Origin of the sequence: Mesorhizobium sp. BAC0120, assembly GCF_033542235.1 — a bacterium.
In the GTDB taxonomy this organism is placed as follows: Bacteria; Pseudomonadota; Alphaproteobacteria; order Rhizobiales; family Rhizobiaceae; genus JAWRCU01.
On record NZ_JAWRCU010000006.1, the window covers coordinates 70,928 to 95,063 of the forward strand.

Consider the following 24,136-nt stretch of genomic DNA (forward strand, 5'->3'; position numbering starts at 1 on the left):
TTCAATCTCACCATCGACCGTAAGCTTCGAGGTTCCGATCTCGTAACCGTCACCGTCGGAGACATCGCGTCTTCCGGCATTGCTCGCGATCGAGCGGTGATTGTTCAGAGGAAGACGGGGCGACCCGTACAATTCGAGATTACGGAGCAGACACGTCAGTCACTGGCTGATTGGATCGCACACCGGCATCTCAGCGAGAAGGACTACCCCTTCCCGAGTCGTATTCACGCGAAACCGCACATGTCGACGGGCAGTACGGAAGTATCGTCGACAAATGGGTTGCCAGTATCGGGCTCGACCCGAAGCTGTATGGGACGCATTCGATGCGACGCACCAACGCGGCACAGATCTACAAGAAGACCGGCAACACCCGCGCTGTTCAATTGCTCCTCGAGCAAAGGACCGGGGTCTTAGCAATGAGACCTATCCATGCTGGTAGCTCGGGAGACCTTAGGAGCCCTTGACTGTCCTCCCGGAAACAGGGTCAAATGGCGTCACAAACCGCCCAGTCGGCGCGATGTGCTCATACGGCGCCCGTGGCACGAAGCGGCCCCGACCAGGGTGGCCAACAATTTCACCTTCCCAGCAGACGATCTCTCCACGTGAAAGCGTAATTTCCGGCCAGCCAGTGACCTCGACATCTTCATAGACGGTGTAGTCGACCTGATGGTGCAGGTTGGCGTTTCTGATCTTAACCTTGCGGTCCGGGTTCCATATCGCGATGTCCGCGTCGGCGCCCACGGCAATTGCGCCCTTACGTGGATGCAATCCGAACAACCTAGCGGGATTCGTGGCGGAGAGGGCCACAAAATTTGGAAGATCGATGCGTCCGCTGGATACCCCTTCGGAAAAGAGGATCGGCAGGCGCGTCTCAAGTCCGGGCACGCCATTGGGGACGACAGAGAACGGAGCGTCTTCGCCTTCCACCTTTTTCCCGTGCCGATCATCGAACCGATTTGGCGCATGGTCAGACGAAAAGACGCTGAGTGTGCCGTCCCGCAGGAAGCCCCAGAGCGCTTCCTTGTCTGCCTGCGTGCGCGGAGCCGGGCTACACAGAAACTTTGCCCCTTCGAAGCCTGGCTTGTCGAGGTCGTCCGCTGTCAGCATGAGGTATTGGGGGCAAGTTTCGGCGAATACCTTGAGGCCTCTCTGCTGTGCCCGGCGAATTTCCTCGGCTGGTTCCACACCCGAGACGTGAAAGATATGGATTGGCGTGTCCACAAGTTCCGCCAGTGAAATCACGCGATGACAGGCTTCCCGCTCGACGGCGACGGGCTTTGCCCAGGCGTGATACTTCGGCTGTGTCAGGCCGGCCCGTTCCAAAGCTTCGGTCAGGAATGCTATGGCTGCATGGTTTTCGGCATGAATGCAGACCAGGGCCCCGCAGCGCCTCGCGAGCGCGAGCACCTTCAGCGTCTCAGCGTCGTCAAGGACCATATTGTCATAGGTCAGGAAAATCTTGAGGGACCGGTGTCCCTCCTCGATCAGGCCCGGGAGTTCTGCCAACGCGGCGTCCGATGGGTCCGTGATGATCAGATGGAACGAATAGTCGATCATCGCCTGCTCGGCCTTGCGATGGTAATCCCGCAGGCTCGGTGTGATCACACCGCCTTTTTCCTGCATGCAAAAAGGAATGACCGTCGTGGTGCCGCCTGCAGCCGCCGATGCCGTTGCCGATGAGAAGGTGTCAGCATTGCGGACTTTGCCTGCCGGGGGCTCCTCAATGTGACAATGCGTATCAACACCGCCGGGCAAGACGAGCCTGCCGCGAGCGTCGATTTCCTGCCGCGCGACACCGAGATCGCGCCCCAACGCCACGATCAAACCATTGGCAATACCGACGTCGGCCGCGAACACATCGCTCGCTGTCGCCACCGTGCCGCCTCGGATAACCAGATCGAACTCAGTCATTTGGTCCCCTCATGCGAGGTCTAGCCAGCATCCGGCCGGCGTTGGATGCGATAAGACGCTCACGCTTCAACGCACTGAATGCGTCGCGCATGACGCGCATGGCGTGAAAGCACGTCCTGCAGGTCTTTCAGGACCGGCAGGCCATCTTCCACCAGCGGTTTTCCATTGACGACGGTCAGTCCCGCGACGGCCGGGGCACAACGCAGCCACGCCTCGACAGGGTCCGTGTAGGCTCCCGCAAGCGCAACATCGGACATTTGCCAGACCACGAGATCGGCGCATGCGCCAGGCATAAGGTGACCGATCTCGGCGCTCCATCCCAGGCAGGCCGCCCCGCCCATTGTCGCAGCGTCCAGCGCGTCACGCGCCGTCATGGAGCCGGGACCGTTGCGATAGCGTCCCAGAAGCATCGCCGTGCGCGCCTCAAGCCACATCGAGGCATGGTCCGTGGAGGCGGAACCGTCGCAGCCCAGCCCGACATGCATGCCCCGGCGCCGCAGGTCCATCAAATCCGCGGAACCGCCGCCGATCATCATGTTGGAGCAAGGGCACTGGGCAACCCCCACCCCCGCCCGCGCCAGACGCCCGATCTCGGCTTCGCTCGGATAGATGAAATGCGCCACCCAGGAACGCTTGCTCGCCCATCCGACGCGCTCAAAATATTCGACCGGCGTGCAGCCATAGACCTCGGCGCAATAGGTGTCCTCGTCATGATCCTCTGCGAGGTGGGTGTGCAGACGCAGGTCATAGGTGTCGGCGAGGCGGGCCGATTCCGACATGATGCGCTCGCTGACAGAAAACAGCGAACAGGGCGCCAGGGCGAGACGGCTCATCGAGCCGGGCTTCGGATCGTGATAGGCTTCGATCAGGCGCACGCTGTCGGCGAGGATCTCCTCTTCCTTCTGAACGACGGATGCCGGCGGCAGTCCACCATCCTCCACAGAGCGCGTCATTGATCCGCGCGTCGCATAGAACCGGAACCCCACGTCCTTCGCAGCTCGAAACTGCGCGTCGATCAGGTAAGGCTTCGGGTGGACATACATGTGGTCCATGGACGTGGTACAGCCGCCCATGAGCAGTTCCACCATCGCCACATAGGTCGATAGGTAGACGGACTCTTCGTCAATCTTGGCCCACAGCGGATAAAGCCCGCTCAACCACTCGAACAGCGTACCGTTTGTTACCGGCGCATAGGCACGTGTGAGATTCTGGTACATATGATGATGGGCATTGATAAGCCCCGGGGTGAGAAGCCGTCCCCGCGCCGATATGGTCCGCTGGCTCGACGGCTCGTCGCCTGCCTTGCCTACCGAATGCACCCGTCCGTCGGCGATCGCCACCCAACCGCCCGGTATTTCCCAATCCCGACGCAAATAGACATGCGCATCGCGCACGAGCAGTTCAATTGTCATATTTCACCTCCAGTCGATTGCCGACCGGGAGACGCAACGGGCCTCCCGCGCTCTGAGCCCTGTCCCGCGAGGTGCGAACTGCGGATCGTCATCGTTGGAATTGAACGGGCTTTGTCCGCCAAAATGGGCGGTTGTCGCAGATTCCTGTTCGGGAGCCCTCCTAGCGAATATCACGGAAATACGGTTGCCCGAGCGCGGCAGGCGCCGCCATCAGGCGACGGACCTTCTGCCAGGCCAGGACGGGCACAATCATCAGGCCGATGGTTCCCAGATAGGGAAGCATGGACAGGATTGGCGCCGCGATCGGCCAGTTGCGTGCCTGTCCGACAAATCCAAGCGAGGTAATCAGCCCGAAAAGCAGCGCGGCTAAGACGGCCGTCCAGGGCCGGTAACCGGCAAAGATTACGAGCGCCACTGCGATCCAGCCGCGGCCGGCGACGACACCTTCCGACCAGGACGGTACGAAAGCAAGCGTCAGATAGGCTCCGGCGCCGGCTGCAAGTGCCGAGCCGAGCGAGACATACAAGAACCGGATTTGCCGGACCGGTATACCGGTAGCGTCGGCTGCGGCCGGGTTTTCGCCAACGGCCCTGAGGTCGAGTCCCCTGCGGGTACGAAACAGGAGATGATGGATGCAGAACGGCAGGACGAGATAGATCACGTAGACTAGAACGTTCTGGGTGAACAGGCCGCGACCGACAACAGGAAGATCGCTGAGGATCGGGATCGCGATGGGCTCGAAAGTGACCGGTGCCGGGACCCCCGAATAGGCCTTTCCGATCATCGCCGCCACGCCTGTGCCCATCAGGGTCAGAGCCAGACCGCACAAGATCTGGTTCGCGCGGATGATGACGGTCGCCGTGGCGAACACCATGCCAACGATCAACCCGACCAGCATTGCCAGCACGAGCCCGAGCAATGGGCTCGGAATGGCAACGACGGTTGCAATGCCGGTGATGGCGCCAAGCGAGATGAGGCCCTCGACGCCCAGATTCACCACACCGACACGTTGCGACAGGACTTCGCCAAGAGCCGCGAGGGCGAGGACGCCGCCCGCGAGGATGGATGTTTGGATGAGACCAGCTAGCAGATCCATGCCCGGCTCCTAGTTTTCTGTCCGCATCGGACGAACGACCCTGTAGTGTGAGAGTTCGTCCGCGATTGCCGTGAAGAAGAGGATCAGGCCGGTGAGCGCGATCACCGTCGACATGCTGACGCCCTGCGTCTGCAAGGAGATGCCGGACTTCAGGATAACGGCCATCAAGGCCGCACCTAGCAGAACACCGAGGGCAGAGCCGCGCGCCAGCACGGCCACCATGATGCCGACATATCCGAAATTGTTGGAGATGCCGCCCTGCAGGCGATGCGTCGTTCCGGCTAGTTCAAACATTCCGGCCAGACCGGCAATTGCGCCGGACAGGATCATCACCACGATGAGATGACGACGAAAAGGAATGGCGGCGTAGTGCGCCACGCTCGGATTGGAACCCGAGATGCGGACCTCATAACCCCATCGCGTATAGTTGAGCACCACCGCAACCAGAATGGTCAACAACACGGCCAGTGGGAACCCCCAATGGACATCTCCCCAGAAGAGCGGAATTTCGGGCGGCAGGCGCGCCGTCGATGCGAATGAAAGGCCGCTCGGGTCGAGCCACGGCCCCGTCGCCACGTAGTAGACCAGAAGAATGCCGACAAAGTTCAACAGGAGCGTCGTGATAAGCTCGCTGACGTCGGCGTAGGCACGCGCCAAGGTCGGGATCAGGATCCAGATCACGCCGCCGAGTGCCCCCGCAACAACCATCAGGGGGAGCACCAAGACTGCAGGACCGGGGACATAGAGGGCGACACTGGTTGCGGCAAAAGCGCCGGCGCTGAATTGTCCCTCGGCACCGATGTTCCAGGCGCCGACCTTCTGCGCGATGGTAACCGCAAGTCCGGTCAGGATCAGCGGCGTCATGATCAGGCATATGTCCATCAGGCCGAAGCGCGAACCAAAGGTGGACTTCAAAACATGCGCGCCCAGCTTGCCAAGATCTGCCCCGGTCCACGCAAACGCGATGGCCGCGACAAGCAGCGCCAGGATGATTGCAACCAGTCGAGCCGCCAGACCGCCGGCGAAACTTTCGGAGGGCATCCTTTGAACTCGCATGACCATCATCAATTTCCCGCTGCTGACGGTTCGCGGCGCTGTCCGCCCATCATCAGTCCAATCGCCTCGATGTCGACTTCCGCGGCATCGACGACGCCCATGATCTCGCCATGGAACATCACCGCGATGCGATCGGAGAGCTTGATCAGCTCTTCCAGGTCCTCAGAGAAGAACACGATCCCCACTCCGGCGTCCCGCAGTTCCGTGAAGTACCGCAGCATGGCGGTGATCGCGCCAACGTCGAGGCCTCGGCACGGATAGGCAGCCACGAGGACGTTGGAAGCGATGCGCATTTCACGCCGCGCCACCAACCGCTGCTGGTTACCACCCGAAAGGTTCCGGACCGGCATGCCGAAGTCCAGAATCTTGACTGATGCGGCCTCGGCAATCGAGCGCGCCAGGTTCGCCGCGGCCGCTGGCCGATAGACCCAACCGCGCGACAGGGGCGCCTTTCCGTATTCGCGGATCACGACGTTGTCGGTGATGCTGAGCGCTGGCGCCAACCCGCTGTGCAGACGATCTTCCGGGATATGACCGACACCAAATAATGCAAAGGCGTCCGGCCCCGCTGACGACAGATCCTTACCGCCAACCTCGATCGTCCCACCCGCAAGCCGGCGTGTTCCGGTCAGAACCTGGGAGAGCTCCTTCTGGCCGTTTCCGGCTACACCGGCGATCCCGAGCACCTCGCCGGGGCGCACATTGATCGTGACACGCTTCAGGGCCAAGTCACCGGCGTCATCACGCGCCGAAACGTTGAGCAGGGACAGAACCGAATTCGGAGAAATCGGCTTGGCATCTGGGCCGCGCGTACGCATGTTGCCAAGCACGACATCCTGGCCAACCATCAGACGGGCAAGCATGCGCTTATCGCACTCGGAGGTCATTCTGGTGGCGACCTTGCGGCCTCCACGCAGAACGGTCACCCTGTCCGAAATCTCCAGAACTTCATCCAGCTTGTGGCTGATGAAGATGACTGCATTGCCAAGCGCCACGAACTGACGCAGAGCCCTGAACAGTTCGCCCGCTTCAGCCGGCGTCAGAACGGCCGTGGGCTCGTCAAGGATGAGAACCCGCGGATTGCGGGACAGCACCCTGAGGATTTCCACGCGCTGCTGTTCACCGGTGGACAGGTCGCTGATGCGGGCATCGGGCTTGACGGCAAGCTTCAAGGACGCTGCCAGTTCCGTGGTCCTGGCCTCCAGGCTCTGCTTGCTAATTCGCCGGGGCGCCTCTTTCCAGCCGAGGTGGATGTTTTCTGCGACCGTGAAGGCTTTGACCAGCTTGAAATGCTGGTGGACCATGCCGATCCCGGCCGCGATTGCTTCCACTGGCGAGCCGAACGTCTTCGACTGGCCATCGACGAGTATCTCCCCGGAGTCCGGGCGATAGATGCCGGTCAGGACGTTCATCAGCGTGGACTTGCCAGCGCCATTCTCTCCCAGAAGGGCATGTATCTCCCCGGGCACCAGGTCGAAATCGACATCCTGGTTCGCAATCACGCCAGGAAATCGTTTTCCGATCCCTTTGAGGCGAACGACCGGCTCCACCGGAATGCCGGACGCAATGGTCGCGCCTGCTTCGGGCATTGCATGCATCATCATCGACCGGCCCAAATCAGAGGCCGCTTACGCCGTCGATCGACCAGTTCCAACGATAGAGTTCGGTATCGGTCATCCGCTGGTTGGCAGCGACGCGGACCGCTCCCTTGTTGTCCTTTATCTCGCCCTCGAACGGGCTCCAGCCGGAGAGCAGCTTCGTGCGCGCCTCGTCGGCAAGCTTTGCGGCCTCTGGCGGCACCGTCTCGCCCCAGGCGTCGCGGTCGGTACCATGCGTAAGCGGCAAGAGATGCTGGCCGGGCTGCCATGTCCCTTCCAGGCGGGCCTTCACCTGCTCGACAAAGAACTCACGGAAGTCGAACATTATCGAACTGACATAGGCCTTCGGTCCGAATTTCCGGCTGTCCGTGTTCAGCATGACGGCCTTGGCATTTCGCTGTTCGGCGACCTGCAGATAGCCTGGCTCATCCATGATGCCGAACAGTACGTCCGCGCCGTTGTCGATCAGCGCACGCGCAGCCTGTGTTGAAGCTTGCGGGTCGAACCAAGAATTGATGACGATCACCTGAAGCGTGGCGTCCGGCTTCACGGACCTTGCCCCCATCAGGAAGGCGTTGCTGCCGGCGAAAGTCGTGGGTACCGGGAAGGAGGCGATATAGCCGAGCTTATTGGACTTGCTCATCATACCGGCAGCGACGCCCGTAATGTAGCTGGGATACCAGTGGGCCGGGTAGAAGACGCCCACATTGTCAGTGAGTGTGCGGTCATCGCAATGAAGGAACGCCGTTTCCGGTGCGCTCTTGGCGATGTCATACATGTAGTCGCCATAGTTCGAATTGGTGATGACCATATGTGCACCTTCCGACACGAACTGGCGAAACGTGCGCGAAGCGTCTGCCGAATAGGGAATGTTCTCGACGAAAATCGTCTTGGCTTTGGGAAAAGCCTGCTCGACCGCCTGTCGTCCCTGGTCATGGGTCCAGGTCCAGCCCTCGTCCGAAGTTGGGCCTACGAAGCCGAAAGCGATGACGGCGTCTTCCTCCGCCACGGCCGGGAATGTCGACGCGGCTCTGGCAGGCTGGATAAGGGAAGGCGCGAGGCCGAGCGACAATCCAGCCGCACCTCCGAGTTTCAGAAGGCGGCGCCGGGAAAGCTTGTGAAAATCGATCATCTTGTTCTCCTCCACTCAAGACAGTTCCATGCCGATAGTCTGCGGACCATCGAGACAGGCGGCACGTCGGCTTCACCTCGACTTGAGGCCGACCAGTCCAGTTCGTCGCTTCTCTGCGGCATCGCCCAAAAAAGGCGAAGCTCCTCCCGCTCGATCAATCGACTATGCTTCCAAAACTTCTGCTTATATTAGGGCCGCGGCGGGCCGGCGCCTGCCTCGGCACAAGCCCGTGTCGCATAGCAGGGTGTGAACGGTTCGGAAATCGACCCGATCTGAATGTTGCGTTCAAGATTGCCGAACGAAGTTGCCGAGTACGAACTTCGACTTTAAAGCGGTTGTCGACTGGTGGCTCTCTGGCTTCCATCACTTCTTCTCGACATTCGGTGCGCGGGTCGCCGCAAAAGAACATTGTTCGCGGCAGTTCGGCACCTCAGATGATCAAAACGCTATTGTCGTTTGACCGATCGGAATAGGTCGGCGATTTGGACATATCGTTCGGTTTCATGAACGCCTGCCTTAACGTGAAATCCCAGCAGTTTGCATGGTAGGTAATGGCCACCGACACTCTGCATTGCGCAACATTGCTCTGCACAAGCCGGGCGATATCAGCAGGTGGATCGTTCCAGGATGATCGCCGGAATGGCGCTCTGCGAACTGCGGCCAAGACTGCCAAGCCGGACCAGCCTGGTTGGCCACAAGCCTTGGCCCGGCTCAAGCGAAGCGATCCGCGAAGCGCCTCTGGCCGTTCGACTTCTTAGACGGCTATTTCGAAGCGGCGGCGGCCTGCCCCTTCAGCTCAACGGCACGCAATGCGCCACGGACAATGGAGTGATATCCGGTGCAGCGGCATAGATTCCCTTCCAGAGCCATGCGGATTTCCGCTTCGGTCGGTGCTTTGGTGGCGCTTAGCAATGCTGTCAGTGTGACTGTAAAGCCAGGCGCGCAATATCCGCACTGGAAGGCGTTCTCTTCGATTAGTCCCTGCCGGACATAGGCCGCTTCCGCATCCTCCACGAGGCCTTCGGACGTGATGATCTCGGCGCCATCGACCTGCCACATCATCAGCAGGCAGGCGTTTGTGGGCAGCCCGTTCATCAGGACCATGCAAGCGCCGCAGCGACCAATGCCGCAGGCCTTCTTTGACGCCGTCGTGGCAAGCCGCTCACGCAGGACATCAATGAGCCTGTCCGTTGCAGCCACATCGACTGTACAGGCTTTCCTGTTCAGGGTGAAGGCAATCGCTGTCTTCATGACACTCCTGCCAGATGGCTGAGCACCCACTCCGGATTGATCGGCACCTGTTCCGGCCAACGGCCCGTGGCATCGGCAACTGCATTGGCGATGGCTGGCGTAATGGCGCCAATACCAAGCTCCCCTATTCCGCGTGGTCCGAAAGCATCCTCGCGGTCAAGACTCTCCAACGCAAATACCGACATTGACTGCGGCGCATCCTGAACGCTTGGAATGACGTAGAAATCGAAGTTTTCGGTGACATAGAGCCCCCTGTTCAGAAGGGCATCTTCGGTCAGCGTGAAACCGACACCCTGCACACTCGCCCCTTCGATCTGGCCGAGATAGGCCGCGTGATCGAGGACCGGTCCCGCCGCCGTATGCTGGCTGATATCCAGGACACGAACGGCTCCAGTGATGCGGTTTACCGCGACGCGCGCCAGCGTCGCGCCAAAGGCGAAAATCAGACGGGCATTGCCTTCGAAATAGTCCGATTTGGGAAACTCGAAAGCCGTCGCCGCCCGTGGCAAGTCCTGTGGTGACACCGACTTTGCAATATCGGCAAAGGTCATCAAGAGGTCACCGCTGTTGGATGTTCGCTCGACAACACCGCCTGGAGCGATCGTCAACGAATCCGGGTCCCGGCCAAGTAGGCGAGCAGCGATTGCAACAAGCTCGGCCGCCAGCGCCGGCCCCGCATCTCGGGCTACCCGCCAGACCACAAAGGTTCCGCGCGAGGCCGTGGTCGAGCCGGACTCGGGCGAGGTCGCGGTATCCCCTGTCACCGGTCGGATATCGGCATGCCCGCATCCCATCTCGCGCGCGACAGTGTTGCGGATCGCCGCCTGAAGCCCCTGCCCGATCTCGTCCAGGCCAAAGGCCGCCTCAATGACGCCATCCACGGCAAGGCGCAGTTCCCCACCGCCGGGATCCGGCGGGAGAGTGCCGAGCCCGTTGCCCTGATAGTTCATGCCCATTCCGACGCCGAGGATCTCCGTGCCGTCCGCCGAGAGCCCGGATGGGAGGTCCCAGATGGGATCGGCTGCGGCTGCATCGAGCATTTCCTTGAGCCGTTCAGTCGGTGCCACGGCTTGTCCGAGATAGCCGACCGTGCCGGGTTTTCGCAGATTGCGCGCGCGGAACTCCAGAGAATCCGGGCCGCATGCAGATGCAAGCCGGTCGATCTGGCATTCGAGGGCATAAGACATCTGATTGCAGCCGAAGCCGCGCAACGCGCCGCACGTGCCGTTGTTGGTATAGGCGAGCCGAGCCCGCGTCTGGACATTGGGAACCTCGTATGGACCGCAGGCATGTTCTAGCGCGGTCTCCACAACTCCAGGGCTCAGCGAGGCATAAGCGCCTGCATCGGCGAGCAGATCGACTTCTTGCGCCAAGAGGCGGCCCTGATCGTCGCAAGCCGTGCGCATGCGGATCCGCATCGGGCTGCTCTTAGTGCCGGCTACAACGGATTCCATGCGTTCGAGCTGCATGCGAACCGGCCTGCCGGTCTTGAGCGCCAACAGCGCGAGGGCAGGTTGGACAGTGAGCTCATCCTTGCCGCCGAAAGCACCGCCGGTCGGGCTCGAAACAACACGGATTCGCTCTTCCGGGATGCCAAGCAGTCTGGACAGCTGCATTTGGTCGCGACGCCCGTGCTGGCCGCCGGCACAGACATTCAAGGTTCCGTCTTCGTCGACGAACGCATAACCGCCCTCGGTTTCCATGAAGCTGTGCATCTGCCTGGGCGTGACATAGGTCGCCTCGACAACATGGGCTGCGCCGGCAAATGCGGCGGCAGCATTGCCCCGCGAAAAATGGATCTCGCACTGCAGATTGCCTTTGGCATGGACAGCCTCCGCACCGCAACTGAGCGCCCGTTCGGGATCGTCGACGATCGGAAGCTCTTCATAGGTGAGTTTTATGAGCGACAAGGCCCGCGCTGCGGTCTCCTGATCGATGGCAGCAACGGCGGCAACAGCGTCGCCAATGTAGCGGACCTTGTCCAAGCACATGGCCGGCTGGTCCTGCACTACAATGCCGAAGCCATTGGTTCCTTTGATGTCGCGATGCGTGACCACGCCGACAATGCCCGGCAGTTGCTCGGCCTGTGTCGTATCGATATCGATCAGTCGGGCATGCGGGACCGGAGAGCGCAGAATGCGACCGACCAGCATCTCCTTCTCCCGGACATCCGTCAGATAGGTCAGTCGGCCAGCCACTTTGGCCGGCGCGTCCGGCCGCACATGCCAATCCTTCCCCGAGGCCCGACGACCGAGCACGATTTCATCGGACAATCCGGGGCGGCGTTGATGCGGGCGACGTTTTGGCAGCTCATTCAGCTTTGGCAATACCTCGCCCAGCCCGTAGACCAGTGCGTTGGCCGCGGCGACGCGTCGATAGCGGCCGCTGCGGAAATAGTCCGTCGGTGCCTTGATCGCCTCGACAATCTCGCCGTGAATATCCGACCAGTCGATATCGTCGAGCGACTGGCCGGCCACCTTAGCTTCGACCTCGTAGAGTCGTGCCGCGGCAACGCCCCCACCAACGGCCAACCGGCAATGCACGATGCGGCCCGCATCGACGGAGATGAGCCCTGCAACGTCGATTACCGCTGGCGTGAAGGCCGCGCGGTATCCGATCTTTCGGTAAGTCGAGCGGGCGATGGGTTTCGGCGACGGAATGAAAACTGCCTCGACCAGGCAACCAGGTTCTCGGGCTGTTTGAAGCCAGTCAAAAAGCGAGACACGCTGACGAACGCCAGTTCTCGCTACTTCAAGCTGCGCATCGAGAGCGAGCAGCGCCGGGATCAGGCATCCGCGCCGTCCTGCGATATTCCCGCCAATGGTGCCGCGATTGCGTACAGCTGGACTTGCCGTCACCTGAACAGCAGCCAGCAGGAGCGGCAACCCGGCAATTTCGGGACAACGCTCAAGCATACTGAGCGTTGTAAGGGGGCCGATGCGAATACCGCCCGCAACCATCTCCACGCCTTGCATGGCAGGCAGGCGATTGAGGGAGATCAACCAACGGGCGGGCCGCAATCCCATCACCCAATCAAGCTGCATTAGCGTTCCGCCGGCGACGAAATAGGTCTCCTCATCGCCGGAGTACCACAAAGCTTCTTCTATCGTTGTTGGGTGAAGAACCTCCATTCGGGGTTCGCTCCCTCTCCTATGCCTTTCCCCTACTGGTTCATTCGCCTGGTCAAGCCGGACTGCCGGTCGTCCATTGGACCATGTCGCCGCCATTGGCTGCCAGAAACGCGGCACGGCGCGCAAACAGGCCGGGCGCCACCCGATGCACTTCGGCAATGATCTCCTGGAGATCCGCAGTCAGCAGAACACCGTCATCGACGACGATCTTGCCGTCCACCATCGTCAGCGCAACATCGCTTCCACGCACCGCATGAACGATGTTGTGATGCAGGTTGAAGTAAGGCCCTTCAGAGAAGAACGGGGTCATGCGCGGCGTATTCGTTCGCATGGCGATGATGTCAGCCCGCTTGCCGGGCTCAAGCGAACCAATCTCGTGGTCCAGCCCGATTGCACGCGCGCCAAGAACGGTTCCCATACGCAGGACTTCCCAGCTGTCCAGCGGCTGCACCGCGTCGTAACGCAACTTGCCAAGCAGCGACGCGACCTTCATTTCCTCGAACATGTCGAAGTTGTTGTTTTCCTTCTCGCCATCGGTGCCGATGCTGACGGGCACGCCGGCATCGAGCATCTCGCGAACATTCGCAATTCCGCTCGCCAGCTTCATGTTGGAAACCGGATTGTGCGCAACGGAAACACGCTTCCCCGCGATCAGCCTGATCTCGTCCGGATCAAGCCACACACCATGGGCGATCATGGTTATTGGCGTGTCGAAGAACCCGATGTCGTCCAGCACGAACATCGGCCGCGTGCCATAGCGCTGCACGAAGCCATCGACTTCGATCCGCGCCTCACTGCAATGGGTGTGGAACCCCGTCTTGTATCGTTTGGACATCTCGATGGCTCGGCGATGCCCCGCATCGTCGGAATAGAAGGGATGTTCGAGGCCCACCCAGACATTGATGCGGCCGTCCGCCTTGCGGTGCCAGCTCTCGATGATCGCCTGGTTCATGTCGAGCGTGTCGAAATAGTTGTAGTCCGGATGTTCGCCCACATAGGGCACGGCGACGAGCCTGTTCCCTATTGAACTCGCCGCCTTGGCGCTGCCGTCCATGAAACGCCACATATCCACGACGGTCGTCGTGCCGGACAGCAAAGATTCCGCGTAGCATAGCCACGAGGCTGCTTCCGCCTCATGCGGCTGCAGGACGCGGTGCATCGGATTGATATGCTGGGTCAACCAGTCCCAGACCGGCAGGTGCTCGGCGGTCCCGCGCAGGAAGCCGGAATGGACATGGGCATTGACCAGCCCCGGCATAAGCACAGCGTTTCGCAAGACACGCGTCTCGACTCCGGGATTGGCGGCGGAAAGCTCCGCTGCTGGGCCAATCGCCGCAATACGGCCGCCTTCGACGAGCACGGCGCCGTCGTGCAGGACGCTGTTCGCGTCATCCATAGTCAGTACTGCGTCGGCGACGAGGATCAGCTTCCGATCGATCATCTGCTATTTTCCAACCAACTGTAACCGGTCCGTCACCGGCCGAACGGTCTGCAATTCACATTCGACCATCAGATATTGCTTTAATTCAGCTCCTGGAAAAGGCGCCCCCAGCCGGTGATTTTTCTGGAGTCATGTCCGGTCATGGACAGGGCCTTCCACACCGTAGCGCTGACGGAATCGTAGACGGGAATCCCGATCTCCCGCTCAAGCTCCTCGACGATCGGTGCACCGCGGAAATTGGTGCACAGGACGATAATCGCCTCCGGCTTGTCCTTCGCGATGGCACGGATCATTTCCGCGATCGTTGCCTCATCAAACTCGGAGAAAGCAAAGTTGCGGCGCTCGCCGAGGTGACGCTCGGTCGTCACCGGATGGCCGGCGGCGCCATAGTTCGCGATGATCTGCTTCTGGACGTCATCAAGATAGGGTGTCACGAGCCCGAGCTTGCGGACATTGGTGCGGTCAAGGATTTCGTTGAGGGCAAGCACACTTGTCGTTGCCGGAGCACCCGTTGCTTCCGTGATTTGGCGGCAGAGATCGCGGTCGACGTCGAAACCGCGCCAGCCGGCTGCCGTGCCCGCCCATGCGATGACATCCATATTTGCATCGCTCAGGATCTTGGCGGCCTCGATCAGCGGCTCGTTATGGAATTGCGCCATCGCCTTGTCATCCAGCGAGATCTCCCGGACGGTGAAGCGCTGGAAGTGCGCCGTCACATCTGGCAACAGGTCGTGCAGAATCGCGCACATATAGGGTTCAAGCACTGTATTGGATGACGGTGTCAGCATGCCGATCAGCGTGCGCTTCGAGATCAATCTTACCTCCTTCTATTCTGTCCTACTCGCCGCGCACCAGCGGCGGCCTCCCCTCCAGAATGGCCCCGATGCCCTCCTGGAGATCTTTCGTTCCAAACATCAGCTGCCAACCGCGACGCTCCAGCGCGAGGCCGACGTCGGCCGGTGCGTCCAGTCCCAGACGTACGATCTCCTTGATCTGTCGGACGGCAAGCGGCGGCCGCGAGGCGATCTGGACGGCCAGGTCAAGTGCCCGCACAAGAGCATCGCCCTCGACGACCTCCGCGACGAGCCCCATGCGAAGAGCGTCGGCAGCCGAAATCGGCGTTCCGGTCAGCAAGGCATACATTGCGTTTTGACGGCCGATCATACGTGGCAGACGTTGCGTTGCGCCACCACCCGGCACGAAACCGACATTGACTTCCGGTTGCGCAAACCGTGCGCGGTCAGAGGCGATGACGAAGTCGCATTGCAACACGAGTTCACAGCCGCCGCCGAAGGCATCGCCATTAACCGCCGCGATGACCGGTTTCGGGGACCGCCACAGCGCATGCGTGGTGAAGGTATTGATCGCGCCGACTACGTCTCGGCCCAGTTGCTCCTTGAGGTCGGCGCCAACAGCAAACACCGTCTCGTTGCCGGTCAGGACGATAGCCTTAATCTCGTCGTCATCCGTGATTTCGGCAACGTATCGCTCGATCAGGTGCCGGACCTCGGTCGTCAGCGCATTCTTGACTTCCGGCCTGTTCAACCTGATCACAGCCACGCCGGGGCGAGGTCGCTCCAGCAAAACGACTGACATAGCTTCTCCTCCGAAGTGTCTGTTCGCCTTTGGGTAGCCTATCAGCCGGTTGCTTTCGGCCTGTCGACCGCATGCTCCAGCAGGATTTCGAGCGGAACGATATCGAGCGCCGCCTTGTTGGTTGCCGACAGCACGACCGGGCAGGCCACTCCATTCTGGTAGGCCTCGTACCATTTGGCGGTCAGCACGCACCAACGGCTGCCCGGGACAAGTCCTGGAAAGCGCTTGTCTGGTTCCGGCTGGGAGAGGTTGTTGGCGATGCTGTCCTGGAACGCGATGAATTCCTTGGTCACGATTGCGCAGATCGTGTGCGGCGACGGATCGTCCGGCCCGTCATCACAGCAGCCGTTGCGTGTATAGCCGGTTATCGGATCGAGACCGCAAGGTTCAAGCGGGCCATCAAGCACGTTACGTCGCTCGGTCATGCCGAAACTCCTTCCCTGGCTCAACATCGCGATGCGCCCCTGACGCCTTGGGGCTGGGCGACGCAAAGACTTCATTCTGGAAACGATGGGCCAACCTGAGCAGCAGATGGTCATCGAGATGACGCCCGATGAGCAGCATGCCGACCGGCAACCCATCGATCATTGCGCAGGGCACGCTCAGCGCCGGATGACCGGTCAGATTGGTCGCGCAATTGTTGTCATGCATTTCGAAGGCAAGCCGCTGGTGGTCGGCTGGCGCAAGCGGCCCCTTTGGCAACCTATGCGGCAGCATCGGTACCGTCGGCATGACAAGAACGTCGAACTCTTCCAATGCCGCGTCATACTGCTGACGCAGCACCACACGCAGGGCCTGAGCAGCGGCCAACACGCGGCTCCTGGTTTCATGCCGCAGCACGGTGCCTGCTATAAGCGAGACCGTTCCGTTCAACGGCAAGAGGTCGATGTTGTTTTCCAGAGCGTCGCCGAACGCCTGGGCAAGCTCACCGTCGTAATAGCCGGGATGGTTGCTGCCTTGGCTGTTCTGTTCGAACACGGTCGCAAGCCCGCCTTCACAAGAAATCGGAACATGAATGTCACGCGCGCTGCGATGCAGTGCGACGGATGTTTCGCGCGCACCCGCACACAAGCGTGCAAGTGCTTCGACAGCATTGCGTACGGCTGCATCGACGCGCGGGTCGGAACGGTCTGGCCAACCGAAACCATCGGTGACGATTCCGATGCGCAGATCGGAAACATCGCCGTGAATGCCACCCGCATCACCCCGCAGGGCAGCAACTCCTGCCTGCCGCGGATCGCCCGTATCCGGCCCTGCGACAGCGTTGAGCAGCCTTGCCAGACTGCCGGCGTCGCGCGCCATTAGTCCAAGGTGGTCCATGCTGAACTCGGTCGCCAGCGCACCCGTGTACGGAACGACCCCGAACGTGGGCTTGAGCGCCATGACCCCGCACCAGGCCGCCGGATTGCGTACAGACCCACCCAGGTCGGTTCCAAGCGCGATATCAGCTTGTTGCGTCGCCAAAAGCGCGCCGCAGCCACTTGTGGAGCCGCCGGCAGACCGCTCAGGATCGTGGGGGTTGAGGACCGGTCCGGTCGCGCTGGTGAAGCTCGATCCGGAATAACACAGTCCTTCGCAGACCGCCGTTCCGACCAGCGTGGCGCCGGCTTCGAGCGCGCGTTCAACCGAGACTGCGCTGCGTCCGGGTGTAAAACCCTGCAGGAAGTTGCTTCCGGCAGTCATTGGCACACCAGCGACTGCAATCGAGTCTTTCACGGCCAATCGCAGATCCGCCAGGGTTCCAGAACCCGACGCTTGGTGCTTCGTGCGAAACATCCAGGCATGGTGGGGATCTGAACCGGCGACCCGCTCTACCGTCCAGGGTGCTGCCGATGCCGATTTTGGCAGTTTCGCTTCAGCGAGCGCGTCGACACGAGAATACGTTGCCCGCATGCTGTCGAGCAACGCGTCCAGTCCGTCGATAGCTTCAATGTCGACGTTCCATTTCTGCATGAGCCAGTTTAGGTCGGCTCTTGACGAACGGTGGCCGACCATCATGCAACAGTTCCGGCGCGCAGCGCCTCGCTTGCCGCAATGAACGGCTCAATGGGCACCCGCGTGATGCCGGCGCCAGCGCGGCCACGACCAGGCAACCGATGCGCCAGACCATTGTTGATGACTGGGGCAATGCCGGTCTGCGCCACCCTGTGGACGTCGATACCAACCGGCGAGCCGCGGTGTTCCTCTGCCGGGATCAGGAAACGCGAGCTGGTGCCGGCGCTAATGCTGCGCATCTCCTCCACAAGCGCCCTTGCCTGTGCGGCCGTGCCGCCAACGAAGGACATGATCGCCGGCGCAGCAGTCATGGCGAAGGCGCCGAACCCGGCGGTTTCCGAAATCATGGAATCCCCCATCGTGGGTGTGAGATCGTCCATGGTGACACCGGGTACAAGTTTCGGCTCGCCGATCGGCGAAGGAGCGACAAACCAGCGGTCTCCCGTGCCGCTGACCCGGATGCCAAACTCGCGTCCATTCGCCGACATGGCAGTTACGATCGGACTGTTGGCGATGTCGGACGCCGCCAAGGTCAACGCCTTGGCCATGATGATGGCGAATGGCAGCGCGAAGTGGCCGTTGCCGGCCATGAAAGCGGCAACCTGTTCAGCGGCTGCGCTGTGTTTCGAACGAATGAAGGACGGAGCAAAGCGAACAATGAGATTTGCCGTCGTGCCAACCAGGCGATTGTGGCAATCGTCGCCACGCCGCAAACCTTCGGCAACCAGATCAACCAGATCGATCGGGTTGGCTTGCACAGCCTCGTTGAGCACCGCGACCATATCGGTCGACATCCACTTCAGGCGGGCCAATGTCTTGTCATCAAAGGAACCGTAGCGCACGGCGCCATCGGTGCCTTCGTTCAGCGGAGCGAATGTCAGCCGACCGTTCGATTGCGCCACTGCGACTGGCATATTCGGCGTGATGATACCCGCCATGGCGCCAAGACCACCAGCATGGTGACAAGGCGTCAGCTCGATCTCGCCACTGTCGATGATCTGCTCGGCCGTCGCCACATCCTTGGCCTCGCCTTCGAAAAGCAGGCCGCCAATGATGGCCCCTCGCATAGGGCCAGGAATATTGGCTAATTCGATCGGCGGGCCAGCATGCAGAAAGCTGCGCGGCCCGACCTTCGATGTCGCCTCGCAGGCCGCACAAACACGCTCCAGAACTACAGCTGTCGTGTTGAGCGCTTCAATGGATTTGCTCGAAGCTGCCTCACGATCGACATCGATCCGCCTTGTCTGCGTGGCTGTCGGCATTCTCCAATAGACTCCATCTGTCCAATATTCTGCACGGACGTGTTTATGACTACTGAAATGCAAGACGCCCGCCATGCGACCTCGCGCACGGAAGGACGTCTCCCACCGCCTAGACCTGAGCCAGCAGCGGGAAATTTACATCACTATTGCAATGACATAGGCGATTTAGCGCCTCACCTTCCCCGAGGTCTCTTGTGGTTGTCTCACGGCAAGTTATAGGGTGGGTCGAGTTCCAAGATAGATTGAAATAGTGGACCTATCGTTCCATTTTTTGGACAGCTAGATGAACGATCTGTACGAGCTGAAAGACATCCGTTGCTTCCTCTCGATTGCGCGGGCAGGCAGCATTTCGCGCGCAGCGACGACCTACAATATTCCCAAGGCAACGCTCAGCCATCACCTTCGGCGTCTGGAGGATGCGCTTCGCGTCGAGCTCTTCGTACGCAAGGCGAAGGGTCTCGAATTGACCGATGCCGGTAAGGAATTTCTCGATCACAGCTCGATAATTTTCGATTCATGCGAGAACGCGGTTAGCGCGGCCCAGCGCGCGCATTCGATCATCAGCGGCCGCATCCGGATTGTCGCCAGCTCGGCCTTCGGGACGTCGCTGATTGGCGCGGCCGCGCAATACTTCGCGGCACACAACCCGCAGATCGACTTCGACCTGCAGATGTATCCCAATGACAAAATCATTGCCGGCCAGTTCGATTTCGATTGCATGATTTTTGTCGGCGATCCGCCCACATCAAGCCTGATGCGTCGCAAGATGGGCGACGTCTCATTCGGCCTCTATGCCAGTCCGCATTTCATTGAACGAAACGGCATGCCGACAACCTTGGACGAGATCAACAGATGTGACGGTGTCGTCTACATGCGCAACGGCTTGCCCGAGCTGTGGCGGCTACGGCAGGGCCAGCGGATCGTCAACCTGAACCCTCACGCGCGATTCAACGTCAACGAATACTGGATGGCCAAATATTTTGCCGTCGAGGGTCTCGTGATCGGCTATCTGCCGGACTTCTTCGTGCGCTATGAGGTCGAGCAGAAGGGTCTTGTCCCGATCCTGGCGGAATGGCGGTCAGACGACACGCCTGTCTACGCGCTCTATCCCCATCACCGCCACCGCAACCCGCGCATTATGAAGCTTGTCGATTCCATGTGCAGCCAGTTCGACGAATTCGTCCGCTCGCCGGGCTACCGGGCCGTGCGCATTGACTACGGCCAAGGCTAGCTGCCCGGCTAGCCGGCCAAAGAGCCAGCTTGCAGGTCAGTGGTGGTGTGCGTCAGCACCCGGCAATGGCTCGAAGACATCAGAGCCGGTGTTGATCCAGCGTATCCCATCACCGTCTTCGGGGCACTCGTCAATCTGCTTGGAGCCAATATAGGCCACCATGTACCAGATCAGCTCGGCGGCAAACATGGCGGGGTTCGAGCGTGGATCGCGGATGCCGATCCGTTCGCTCCAGGCTGAAGCGGCCTTGTCGACATCGATCTTGTAGCCATAGGTCTTCCCGGGCTCCTGGACAGGCGTGAACGTGATCCGGATCTGCGTACCGTGAGGCCCGCATACGATATCGACCTTGCCAAAGCGCATGTCCGGCCAGAAGGAACGCTCATGCAGATGTTCGTCAACCTCAGTCGGGTGGCCACCACGGCGAACAGTACGGTATCTGCGGCTCAGGATCGTCCAGATATCGCTCTGAACCCTGTCATCGAATTCGGTGGCAACAACCATGCGTCCTCTCCAATCTGCCTAGCCGGATAGTGCCTAGGCTGCCTCGAGCCCCTGTGCTTCCTGTTCGATCTGCCGGCGCAGTTTCATAACGGCACGCGGGACGTTCACACCGGCAGCCGCGATCAGGCGTCCATCCCGATAGAAGCGGGCAAGCATCCCCCCTCCATCGTTCTCGATATCAATTCTGTCGTGGCCGACGTGCCAGCCAACCATCTGTATCTTCTGCCCGTACTGGTCGGACCAGAAGTACGGGACATCGGCAAAGGGTTTGCGCAGTTCCGGGCGGCCTGTCGCGGCTGCCATGTTTCGGGCGGCAGCGCGTCCCTGAGCGGAGGCGTTTGTCCAATGCTCCACACGCATCTGGAGGCCATAGACGGGGTTCATCCAACGGGCGATGTCGCCCGCCGCGAATATGCCATTGGACGAAGCGGCAAGATAGGCGTCGCACAAGATCCCATCGGCGATCGCAAGGCTGGAATCATCCAACCATTCGGTGCAGGGCTGAGATCCTGCGCCGACCAGAGCAAGCCCGGCCTCGATTTCGATGCCGTCAGCAAGGCGCACGCCTGCAAATTGCCCATCGCGAATAATGATGTCGGTGAGCGTCGCATCCATGTGGATCTTGACGCCGTTGTCTCGATGCAAATCCAGGAAATGAGAGCCGAACGCTCCGCCGAATGGCCGATCCAGCAATGAACCGAGGCGCTCGACAATCGTAACGTCGAGGCCAAGTGCGCGGGCCGAGGCAGCCATTTCGCAGCCGATCAATCCGCCGCCGATCACCACGATGCTAGGACGCCGTTCGAGTCTCGCCCGTATGGCCATCGCGTCGTCCAGCGTGCGTAATGAAAACACGCCGCCGACACCGCGCAGCATATCCGGCATTCTGGCGGAAGCGCCGGTCGCGATCAGCAGCTGATCGAAATCGATCCCGCTGCCATCATCGAGCTGAATGGAACGGGCGGAAACGTCGAGCGACGTACACTGCCTCTCCCGAAGCGTGTAAAGACCTTTTGTCTCTCCACCGATATCCGGCAGCATCAACTCCGCAAGCTCACTGCGGCCCTGCATGAACTCTTTGGAGAGCGCCGGTTTGCTATAGGTACGGTGAGGTTCGCCTGTAACCCAGACAATGTCGCTCCCAGGAAGAAGGGTGGTCAACTCCGTCGCGGCAGAGTAGCCGGCCAGAGATCCACCAGCGATGACGATGCGTTGCCTCGCTGCCATGAGCCTGCCTCCCGGGAGTCTGTAGCGGTTAGTCTGCGACCTCAATCCTCGACCAGCTTGAGCGCGAGGATCGGGCATGACGTGATCGACTGACGGACACGCGCCCGTAGCTCTGGATCGTCCGGGATGCTCTCGGCCACATGCAGATAGAGATCATCATCGACGTCGAAGACTTCCGGGGCGATGCCCATGCAGACCCCGTTACCATCGCAGCGCTGGCGATCGACGATTATTTTCATTCCAGTCTCCCAATCAGGTTTGCTGTTATTGACCTGGAAGCCCGCCGCCCCAGGTTCTAGGCGGGCTGCGTCTCGCGCGCTTCTTTCGCATAGTCGCGGTAGCGCTTTTGCAGCCATTGGTAGAACTGCAGCAGCGACTCTTCCTGGAACGAATAGCGGCCGGGCTTGCGGAAACGGGACCGGTTGCCGCGCTGGACGGACTCGGTCGAAGCGGCGTCCTGATTGTGGAAGACGACCAGCCCGTCCTGCGCAATCTTGTAGAGATGGTCGAACAACGGAACCTTTGTGCTCGCCTCGGGATAGAGATGACCGATGCGCAGGTTGATCGAATTCGGGCCAGCCGGCAGGACGAGATAGTAGAACAGGCCCTCGGGCACGGCGCCGAAGCCAAGGTTGGGCGGGATGCTCGCAAAGATCACTTCGTTGCGTTCTTTCTCACCCAGGGTCGGGATGACCGGCATCAACGCTTTGCCCGTCGGGTTGAAGCCCGCGTCCGGATAATAGAAGCCGGTCGGGTGATAGACCGCCCCGTCATCCTCGTCGAACTCCACAAAGCTGGTAAGGCGCACATGCGCGAAATCGTGCAGCATGCCGTGCAGGTAGGCGCTGTGATAGGGCTCGATGCCGTTCTCCAGCTGCGGCTTCCAGTTCCAGTTGCAGCCCTTGATCTCCGCGACGGGCATCGAGACCATTTCACCGATGTGATACTGCTCGAGTGCCTTGGTCAGCTTGGAAAGCGTGGGGCCAAGCGGCTTGGCGTTCGGATCGAGATTCGTAAACACGAAACCGTTCCAAATCTCGACCTTGTGCGACGGCAGATGGGCCTCAGCCTTCAGGGCTTTCAATCCGACTGTGTCGTTCATTGACGGTGCCGCGATAAGGTGGCCGTCGAGACCATAGGTCCACGCATGGAATGGGCAGCGGAACAGGCGACCGGTATTGCCGGACCCTTCGCAGAGCAAATGGCCACGATGTGCACAGATGGGCGAGAAAACGCGGATTTCCATGTTCTGGTCGCGAACCATGACAAGTGGCTCGTCGCCCATATCGATGCGAACGAAATCGCCCGGATTCTTGATTTCGTCGACTCGGCCGAGGCAAAGCCAGCTGCGCATGAACACAGCCTCCTGCTCGAAATCGTAGAATTCCTGATCGACGTAGCATTCGCGCGGCAGATTCCAGCCGCTCTTCATGTCCGTCACACCGTCTTCAATCTGATCCAGAACGCGTCGAATGCGATCCGAAACGCCATGCGACCTGGCGCGCCCATTTCCGCTGTGCTTGCAGTCCACCTGCTTCCTCCAAATTACTCTGTGCTGCTGGCTTGGTGGTTATGATGAGGACATTCTTGAACGCGGCATCTGTAAGGGGCGCTGCTTCAATACCTCACGGATCAACATTTCCGCGTTGAGATCAGGGATCTAAGTCTGATCCTATCCAGACTGGCTCGCTTATCGGCTTGCATGTTCGATGCTGAAAACCTGAAGTCTCCAGTGTTGTGGATGAAGCCGGAAGCTTCTTGCCCTGAAGCCTAGGAACATTCTTCCGTTCGGAATAGAGGACATGATTGGACGTTTCGTTCGGGAATTTAGACGCAACAGACACCCCAACAGAACTTCTTGTCAGACGCTTACTCCCCTACCCACCCTCCTCGAAAAAGGGTTGAGGCGGCGACGCTGCAGATCCTGGCCGGCACCTTGCGGAAATGGTCGTAGCTGTTTGGGCGGAGGGCGACCCAAGGCCATCAAAGAGGAAATTGACAGAGGCTTTGAATACTACCTCGATGGCATCGACTTCGACATTAACGCGGACGCGCCGCTCGACTACGACGTTGGGGCCAATAAGCGCTCTGCTGCAACATCTACAAGGACATTTGGCGCGCCTGCAGTCATCGGGCGCTGGCGCTATGGCGAGGACTTTCCTTCGCACCTTGAACCGGCAGCCGCGAGTCCCGTCGCCGGCACCACCGTCGACCTCGAAGTCTCTTACATCGAGGATGCTGGCATTCGGGAGGTGCTGCAGACCCTGGCGTAGCCTCCGGCGCATGTTCCATT

The 24,136-nt window shown here is 60.5% G+C and carries 20 protein-coding genes; 2 read left to right on the forward strand and 18 right to left on the reverse strand.

Annotated features, from left to right (window positions below; translation table 11 throughout):
- Positions 1-450 precede the first annotated feature (450 nt).
- From hydA to SAZ10_RS15670, 14 genes are all read right to left on the reverse strand, one after another.
- On the reverse strand, positions 451-1,911 hold the full coding sequence (gene hydA, locus SAZ10_RS15605) for a dihydropyrimidinase (protein ID WP_318610201.1): 1,461 nt from the start codon (positions 1,909-1,911) through the stop codon (positions 451-453).
- A gap of 59 nt (positions 1,912-1,970) precedes the next feature.
- Positions 1,971-3,323, reverse strand: coding sequence for an 8-oxoguanine deaminase (locus SAZ10_RS15610; RefSeq protein WP_318610202.1), 1,353 nt, complete (start codon positions 3,321-3,323; stop codon positions 1,971-1,973).
- A gap of 160 nt (positions 3,324-3,483) precedes the next feature.
- A complete protein-coding gene (locus tag SAZ10_RS15615) occupies positions 3,484-4,419 on the reverse strand; it encodes an ABC transporter permease (protein WP_318610203.1) in 936 nt (311 codons plus the stop codon).
- Between the two features lie 9 nt (positions 4,420-4,428).
- Complete coding sequence (locus tag SAZ10_RS15620) at positions 4,429-5,460, reverse strand: ABC transporter permease (protein WP_318610205.1); 1,032 nt, start codon at positions 5,458-5,460, stop codon at positions 4,429-4,431.
- A gap of 23 nt (positions 5,461-5,483) precedes the next feature.
- Positions 5,484-7,064 carry an ABC transporter ATP-binding protein gene (locus SAZ10_RS15625; protein ID WP_318610206.1) on the reverse strand — a complete coding sequence of 527 codons (1,581 nt, stop codon included), beginning with the start codon at positions 7,062-7,064 and terminating at the stop codon, positions 5,484-5,486.
- Between the two features lie 28 nt (positions 7,065-7,092).
- The gene (locus SAZ10_RS15630; RefSeq protein WP_318610208.1) at positions 7,093-8,205 is read right to left on the reverse strand and encodes a BMP family ABC transporter substrate-binding protein; all 1,113 of its coding nucleotides are present in this window, start codon (positions 8,203-8,205) and stop codon (positions 7,093-7,095) included.
- A 762-nt stretch (positions 8,206-8,967) separates the two neighbouring features.
- Complete coding sequence (locus SAZ10_RS15635) at positions 8,968-9,456, reverse strand: (2Fe-2S)-binding protein (protein WP_318610210.1); 489 nt, start codon at positions 9,454-9,456, stop codon at positions 8,968-8,970.
- Positions 9,453-12,587 carry a molybdopterin cofactor-binding domain-containing protein gene (locus SAZ10_RS15640; RefSeq protein ID WP_318610211.1) on the reverse strand — a complete coding sequence of 1,045 codons (3,135 nt, stop codon included), beginning with the start codon at positions 12,585-12,587 and terminating at the stop codon, positions 9,453-9,455. Before SAZ10_RS15640 ends, SAZ10_RS15635 begins: the two co-directional genes overlap by 4 nt.
- 52 nt (positions 12,588-12,639) lie before the next feature.
- A complete protein-coding gene (locus tag SAZ10_RS15645; protein WP_318610213.1) occupies positions 12,640-14,028 on the reverse strand; it encodes an amidohydrolase in 1,389 nt (462 codons plus the stop codon).
- A gap of 80 nt (positions 14,029-14,108) precedes the next feature.
- Positions 14,109-14,843, reverse strand: coding sequence for an aspartate/glutamate racemase family protein (locus tag SAZ10_RS15650; RefSeq protein ID WP_318610214.1), 735 nt, complete (start codon positions 14,841-14,843; stop codon positions 14,109-14,111).
- A 22-nt stretch (positions 14,844-14,865) separates the two neighbouring features.
- The gene (locus SAZ10_RS15655; protein WP_318610216.1) at positions 14,866-15,624 is read right to left on the reverse strand and encodes an enoyl-CoA hydratase-related protein; all 759 of its coding nucleotides are present in this window, start codon (positions 15,622-15,624) and stop codon (positions 14,866-14,868) included.
- A 41-nt stretch (positions 15,625-15,665) separates the two neighbouring features.
- Positions 15,666-16,049: a DUF2237 domain-containing protein gene (locus SAZ10_RS15660; protein ID WP_318610218.1), complete on the reverse strand. Its 384-nt coding sequence runs from the start codon at positions 16,047-16,049 to the stop codon at positions 15,666-15,668.
- Positions 16,033-17,622: an amidase family protein gene (locus SAZ10_RS15665; RefSeq protein WP_318610220.1), complete on the reverse strand. Its 1,590-nt coding sequence runs from the start codon at positions 17,620-17,622 to the stop codon at positions 16,033-16,035. The genes SAZ10_RS15660 and SAZ10_RS15665 overlap by 17 nt, the downstream gene beginning before the upstream one ends.
- Complete coding sequence (locus tag SAZ10_RS15670; RefSeq protein ID WP_318610221.1) at positions 17,619-18,881, reverse strand: DUF1116 domain-containing protein; 1,263 nt, start codon at positions 18,879-18,881, stop codon at positions 17,619-17,621. The genes SAZ10_RS15665 and SAZ10_RS15670 overlap by 4 nt, the downstream gene beginning before the upstream one ends.
- Before the next feature lie 283 nt (positions 18,882-19,164).
- Here SAZ10_RS15670 and SAZ10_RS15675 point away from each other — a divergent pair, with 283 nt between their 5' ends.
- Entirely contained in the window at positions 19,165-20,112 is a 948-nt protein-coding gene (locus SAZ10_RS15675) for a LysR family transcriptional regulator (RefSeq protein ID WP_318610223.1), read from the forward strand.
- Between the two features lie 36 nt (positions 20,113-20,148).
- Here the strand turns inward: SAZ10_RS15675 and SAZ10_RS15680 are convergent, their stop codons facing one another.
- From SAZ10_RS15680 to SAZ10_RS15695, 4 genes are read right to left on the reverse strand one after another with little or no spacing between them, the layout of a single operon-like run.
- Positions 20,149-20,616, reverse strand: a complete 468-nt coding sequence (locus SAZ10_RS15680) for a hypothetical protein (RefSeq protein WP_318610224.1) — start codon at positions 20,614-20,616, stop codon at positions 20,149-20,151.
- A 33-nt stretch (positions 20,617-20,649) separates the two neighbouring features.
- The gene (locus SAZ10_RS15685) at positions 20,650-21,843 is read right to left on the reverse strand and encodes an FAD/NAD(P)-binding oxidoreductase (protein WP_318610226.1); all 1,194 of its coding nucleotides are present in this window, start codon (positions 21,841-21,843) and stop codon (positions 20,650-20,652) included.
- A 41-nt stretch (positions 21,844-21,884) separates the two neighbouring features.
- Positions 21,885-22,082 (reverse strand): ferredoxin, encoded by a 198-nt coding sequence (locus SAZ10_RS15690; protein ID WP_318610228.1) that lies wholly within the window; start codon positions 22,080-22,082, stop codon positions 21,885-21,887.
- A gap of 56 nt (positions 22,083-22,138) precedes the next feature.
- Positions 22,139-23,374 (reverse strand): aromatic ring-hydroxylating dioxygenase subunit alpha, encoded by a 1,236-nt coding sequence (locus SAZ10_RS15695; RefSeq protein WP_318610229.1) that lies wholly within the window; start codon positions 23,372-23,374, stop codon positions 22,139-22,141.
- 427 nt (positions 23,375-23,801) lie between these two features.
- Here SAZ10_RS15695 and SAZ10_RS15700 point away from each other — a divergent pair, with 427 nt between their 5' ends.
- A complete protein-coding gene (locus tag SAZ10_RS15700; protein WP_318610230.1) occupies positions 23,802-24,116 on the forward strand; it encodes a hypothetical protein in 315 nt (104 codons plus the stop codon).
- The last annotated feature ends 20 nt before the right edge of the window (positions 24,117-24,136 follow it).

Coding starts and splice junctions, on each gene's coding strand:
- hydA (WP_318610201.1), bottom strand. CDS start 1,911: ATGACTGAGTTCGATCTGGTTATCCGAGGCGGCACGGTGGCGACAGCG.
- SAZ10_RS15610 (WP_318610202.1), bottom strand. CDS start 3,323: ATGACAATTGAACTGCTCGTGCGCGATGCGCATGTCTATTTGCGTCGG.
- SAZ10_RS15615 (WP_318610203.1), bottom strand. CDS start 4,419: ATGGATCTGCTAGCTGGTCTCATCCAAACATCCATCCTCGCGGGCGGC.
- SAZ10_RS15620 (WP_318610205.1), bottom strand. CDS start 5,460: ATGCCCTCCGAAAGTTTCGCCGGCGGTCTGGCGGCTCGACTGGTTGCA.
- SAZ10_RS15625 (WP_318610206.1), bottom strand. CDS start 7,064: ATGCCCGAAGCAGGCGCGACCATTGCGTCCGGCATTCCGGTGGAGCCG.
- SAZ10_RS15630 (WP_318610208.1), bottom strand. CDS start 8,205: ATGATCGATTTTCACAAGCTTTCCCGGCGCCGCCTTCTGAAACTCGGA.
- SAZ10_RS15635 (WP_318610210.1), bottom strand. CDS start 9,456: ATGAAGACAGCGATTGCCTTCACCCTGAACAGGAAAGCCTGTACAGTC.
- SAZ10_RS15640 (WP_318610211.1), bottom strand. CDS start 12,587: ATGGAGGTTCTTCACCCAACAACGATAGAAGAAGCTTTGTGGTACTCC.
- SAZ10_RS15645 (WP_318610213.1), bottom strand. CDS start 14,028: ATGATCGATCGGAAGCTGATCCTCGTCGCCGACGCAGTACTGACTATG.
- SAZ10_RS15655 (WP_318610216.1), bottom strand. CDS start 15,624: ATGTCAGTCGTTTTGCTGGAGCGACCTCGCCCCGGCGTGGCTGTGATC.
- SAZ10_RS15660 (WP_318610218.1), bottom strand. CDS start 16,049: ATGACCGAGCGACGTAACGTGCTTGATGGCCCGCTTGAACCTTGCGGT.
- SAZ10_RS15665 (WP_318610220.1), bottom strand. CDS start 17,622: ATGATGGTCGGCCACCGTTCGTCAAGAGCCGACCTAAACTGGCTCATG.
- SAZ10_RS15670 (WP_318610221.1), bottom strand. CDS start 18,881: ATGCCGACAGCCACGCAGACAAGGCGGATCGATGTCGATCGTGAGGCA.
- SAZ10_RS15675 (WP_318610223.1), top strand. CDS start 19,165: ATGAACGATCTGTACGAGCTGAAAGACATCCGTTGCTTCCTCTCGATT.
- SAZ10_RS15680 (WP_318610224.1), bottom strand. CDS start 20,616: ATGGTTGTTGCCACCGAATTCGATGACAGGGTTCAGAGCGATATCTGG.
- SAZ10_RS15685 (WP_318610226.1), bottom strand. CDS start 21,843: ATGGCAGCGAGGCAACGCATCGTCATCGCTGGTGGATCTCTGGCCGGC.
- SAZ10_RS15690 (WP_318610228.1), bottom strand. CDS start 22,082: ATGAAAATAATCGTCGATCGCCAGCGCTGCGATGGTAACGGGGTCTGC.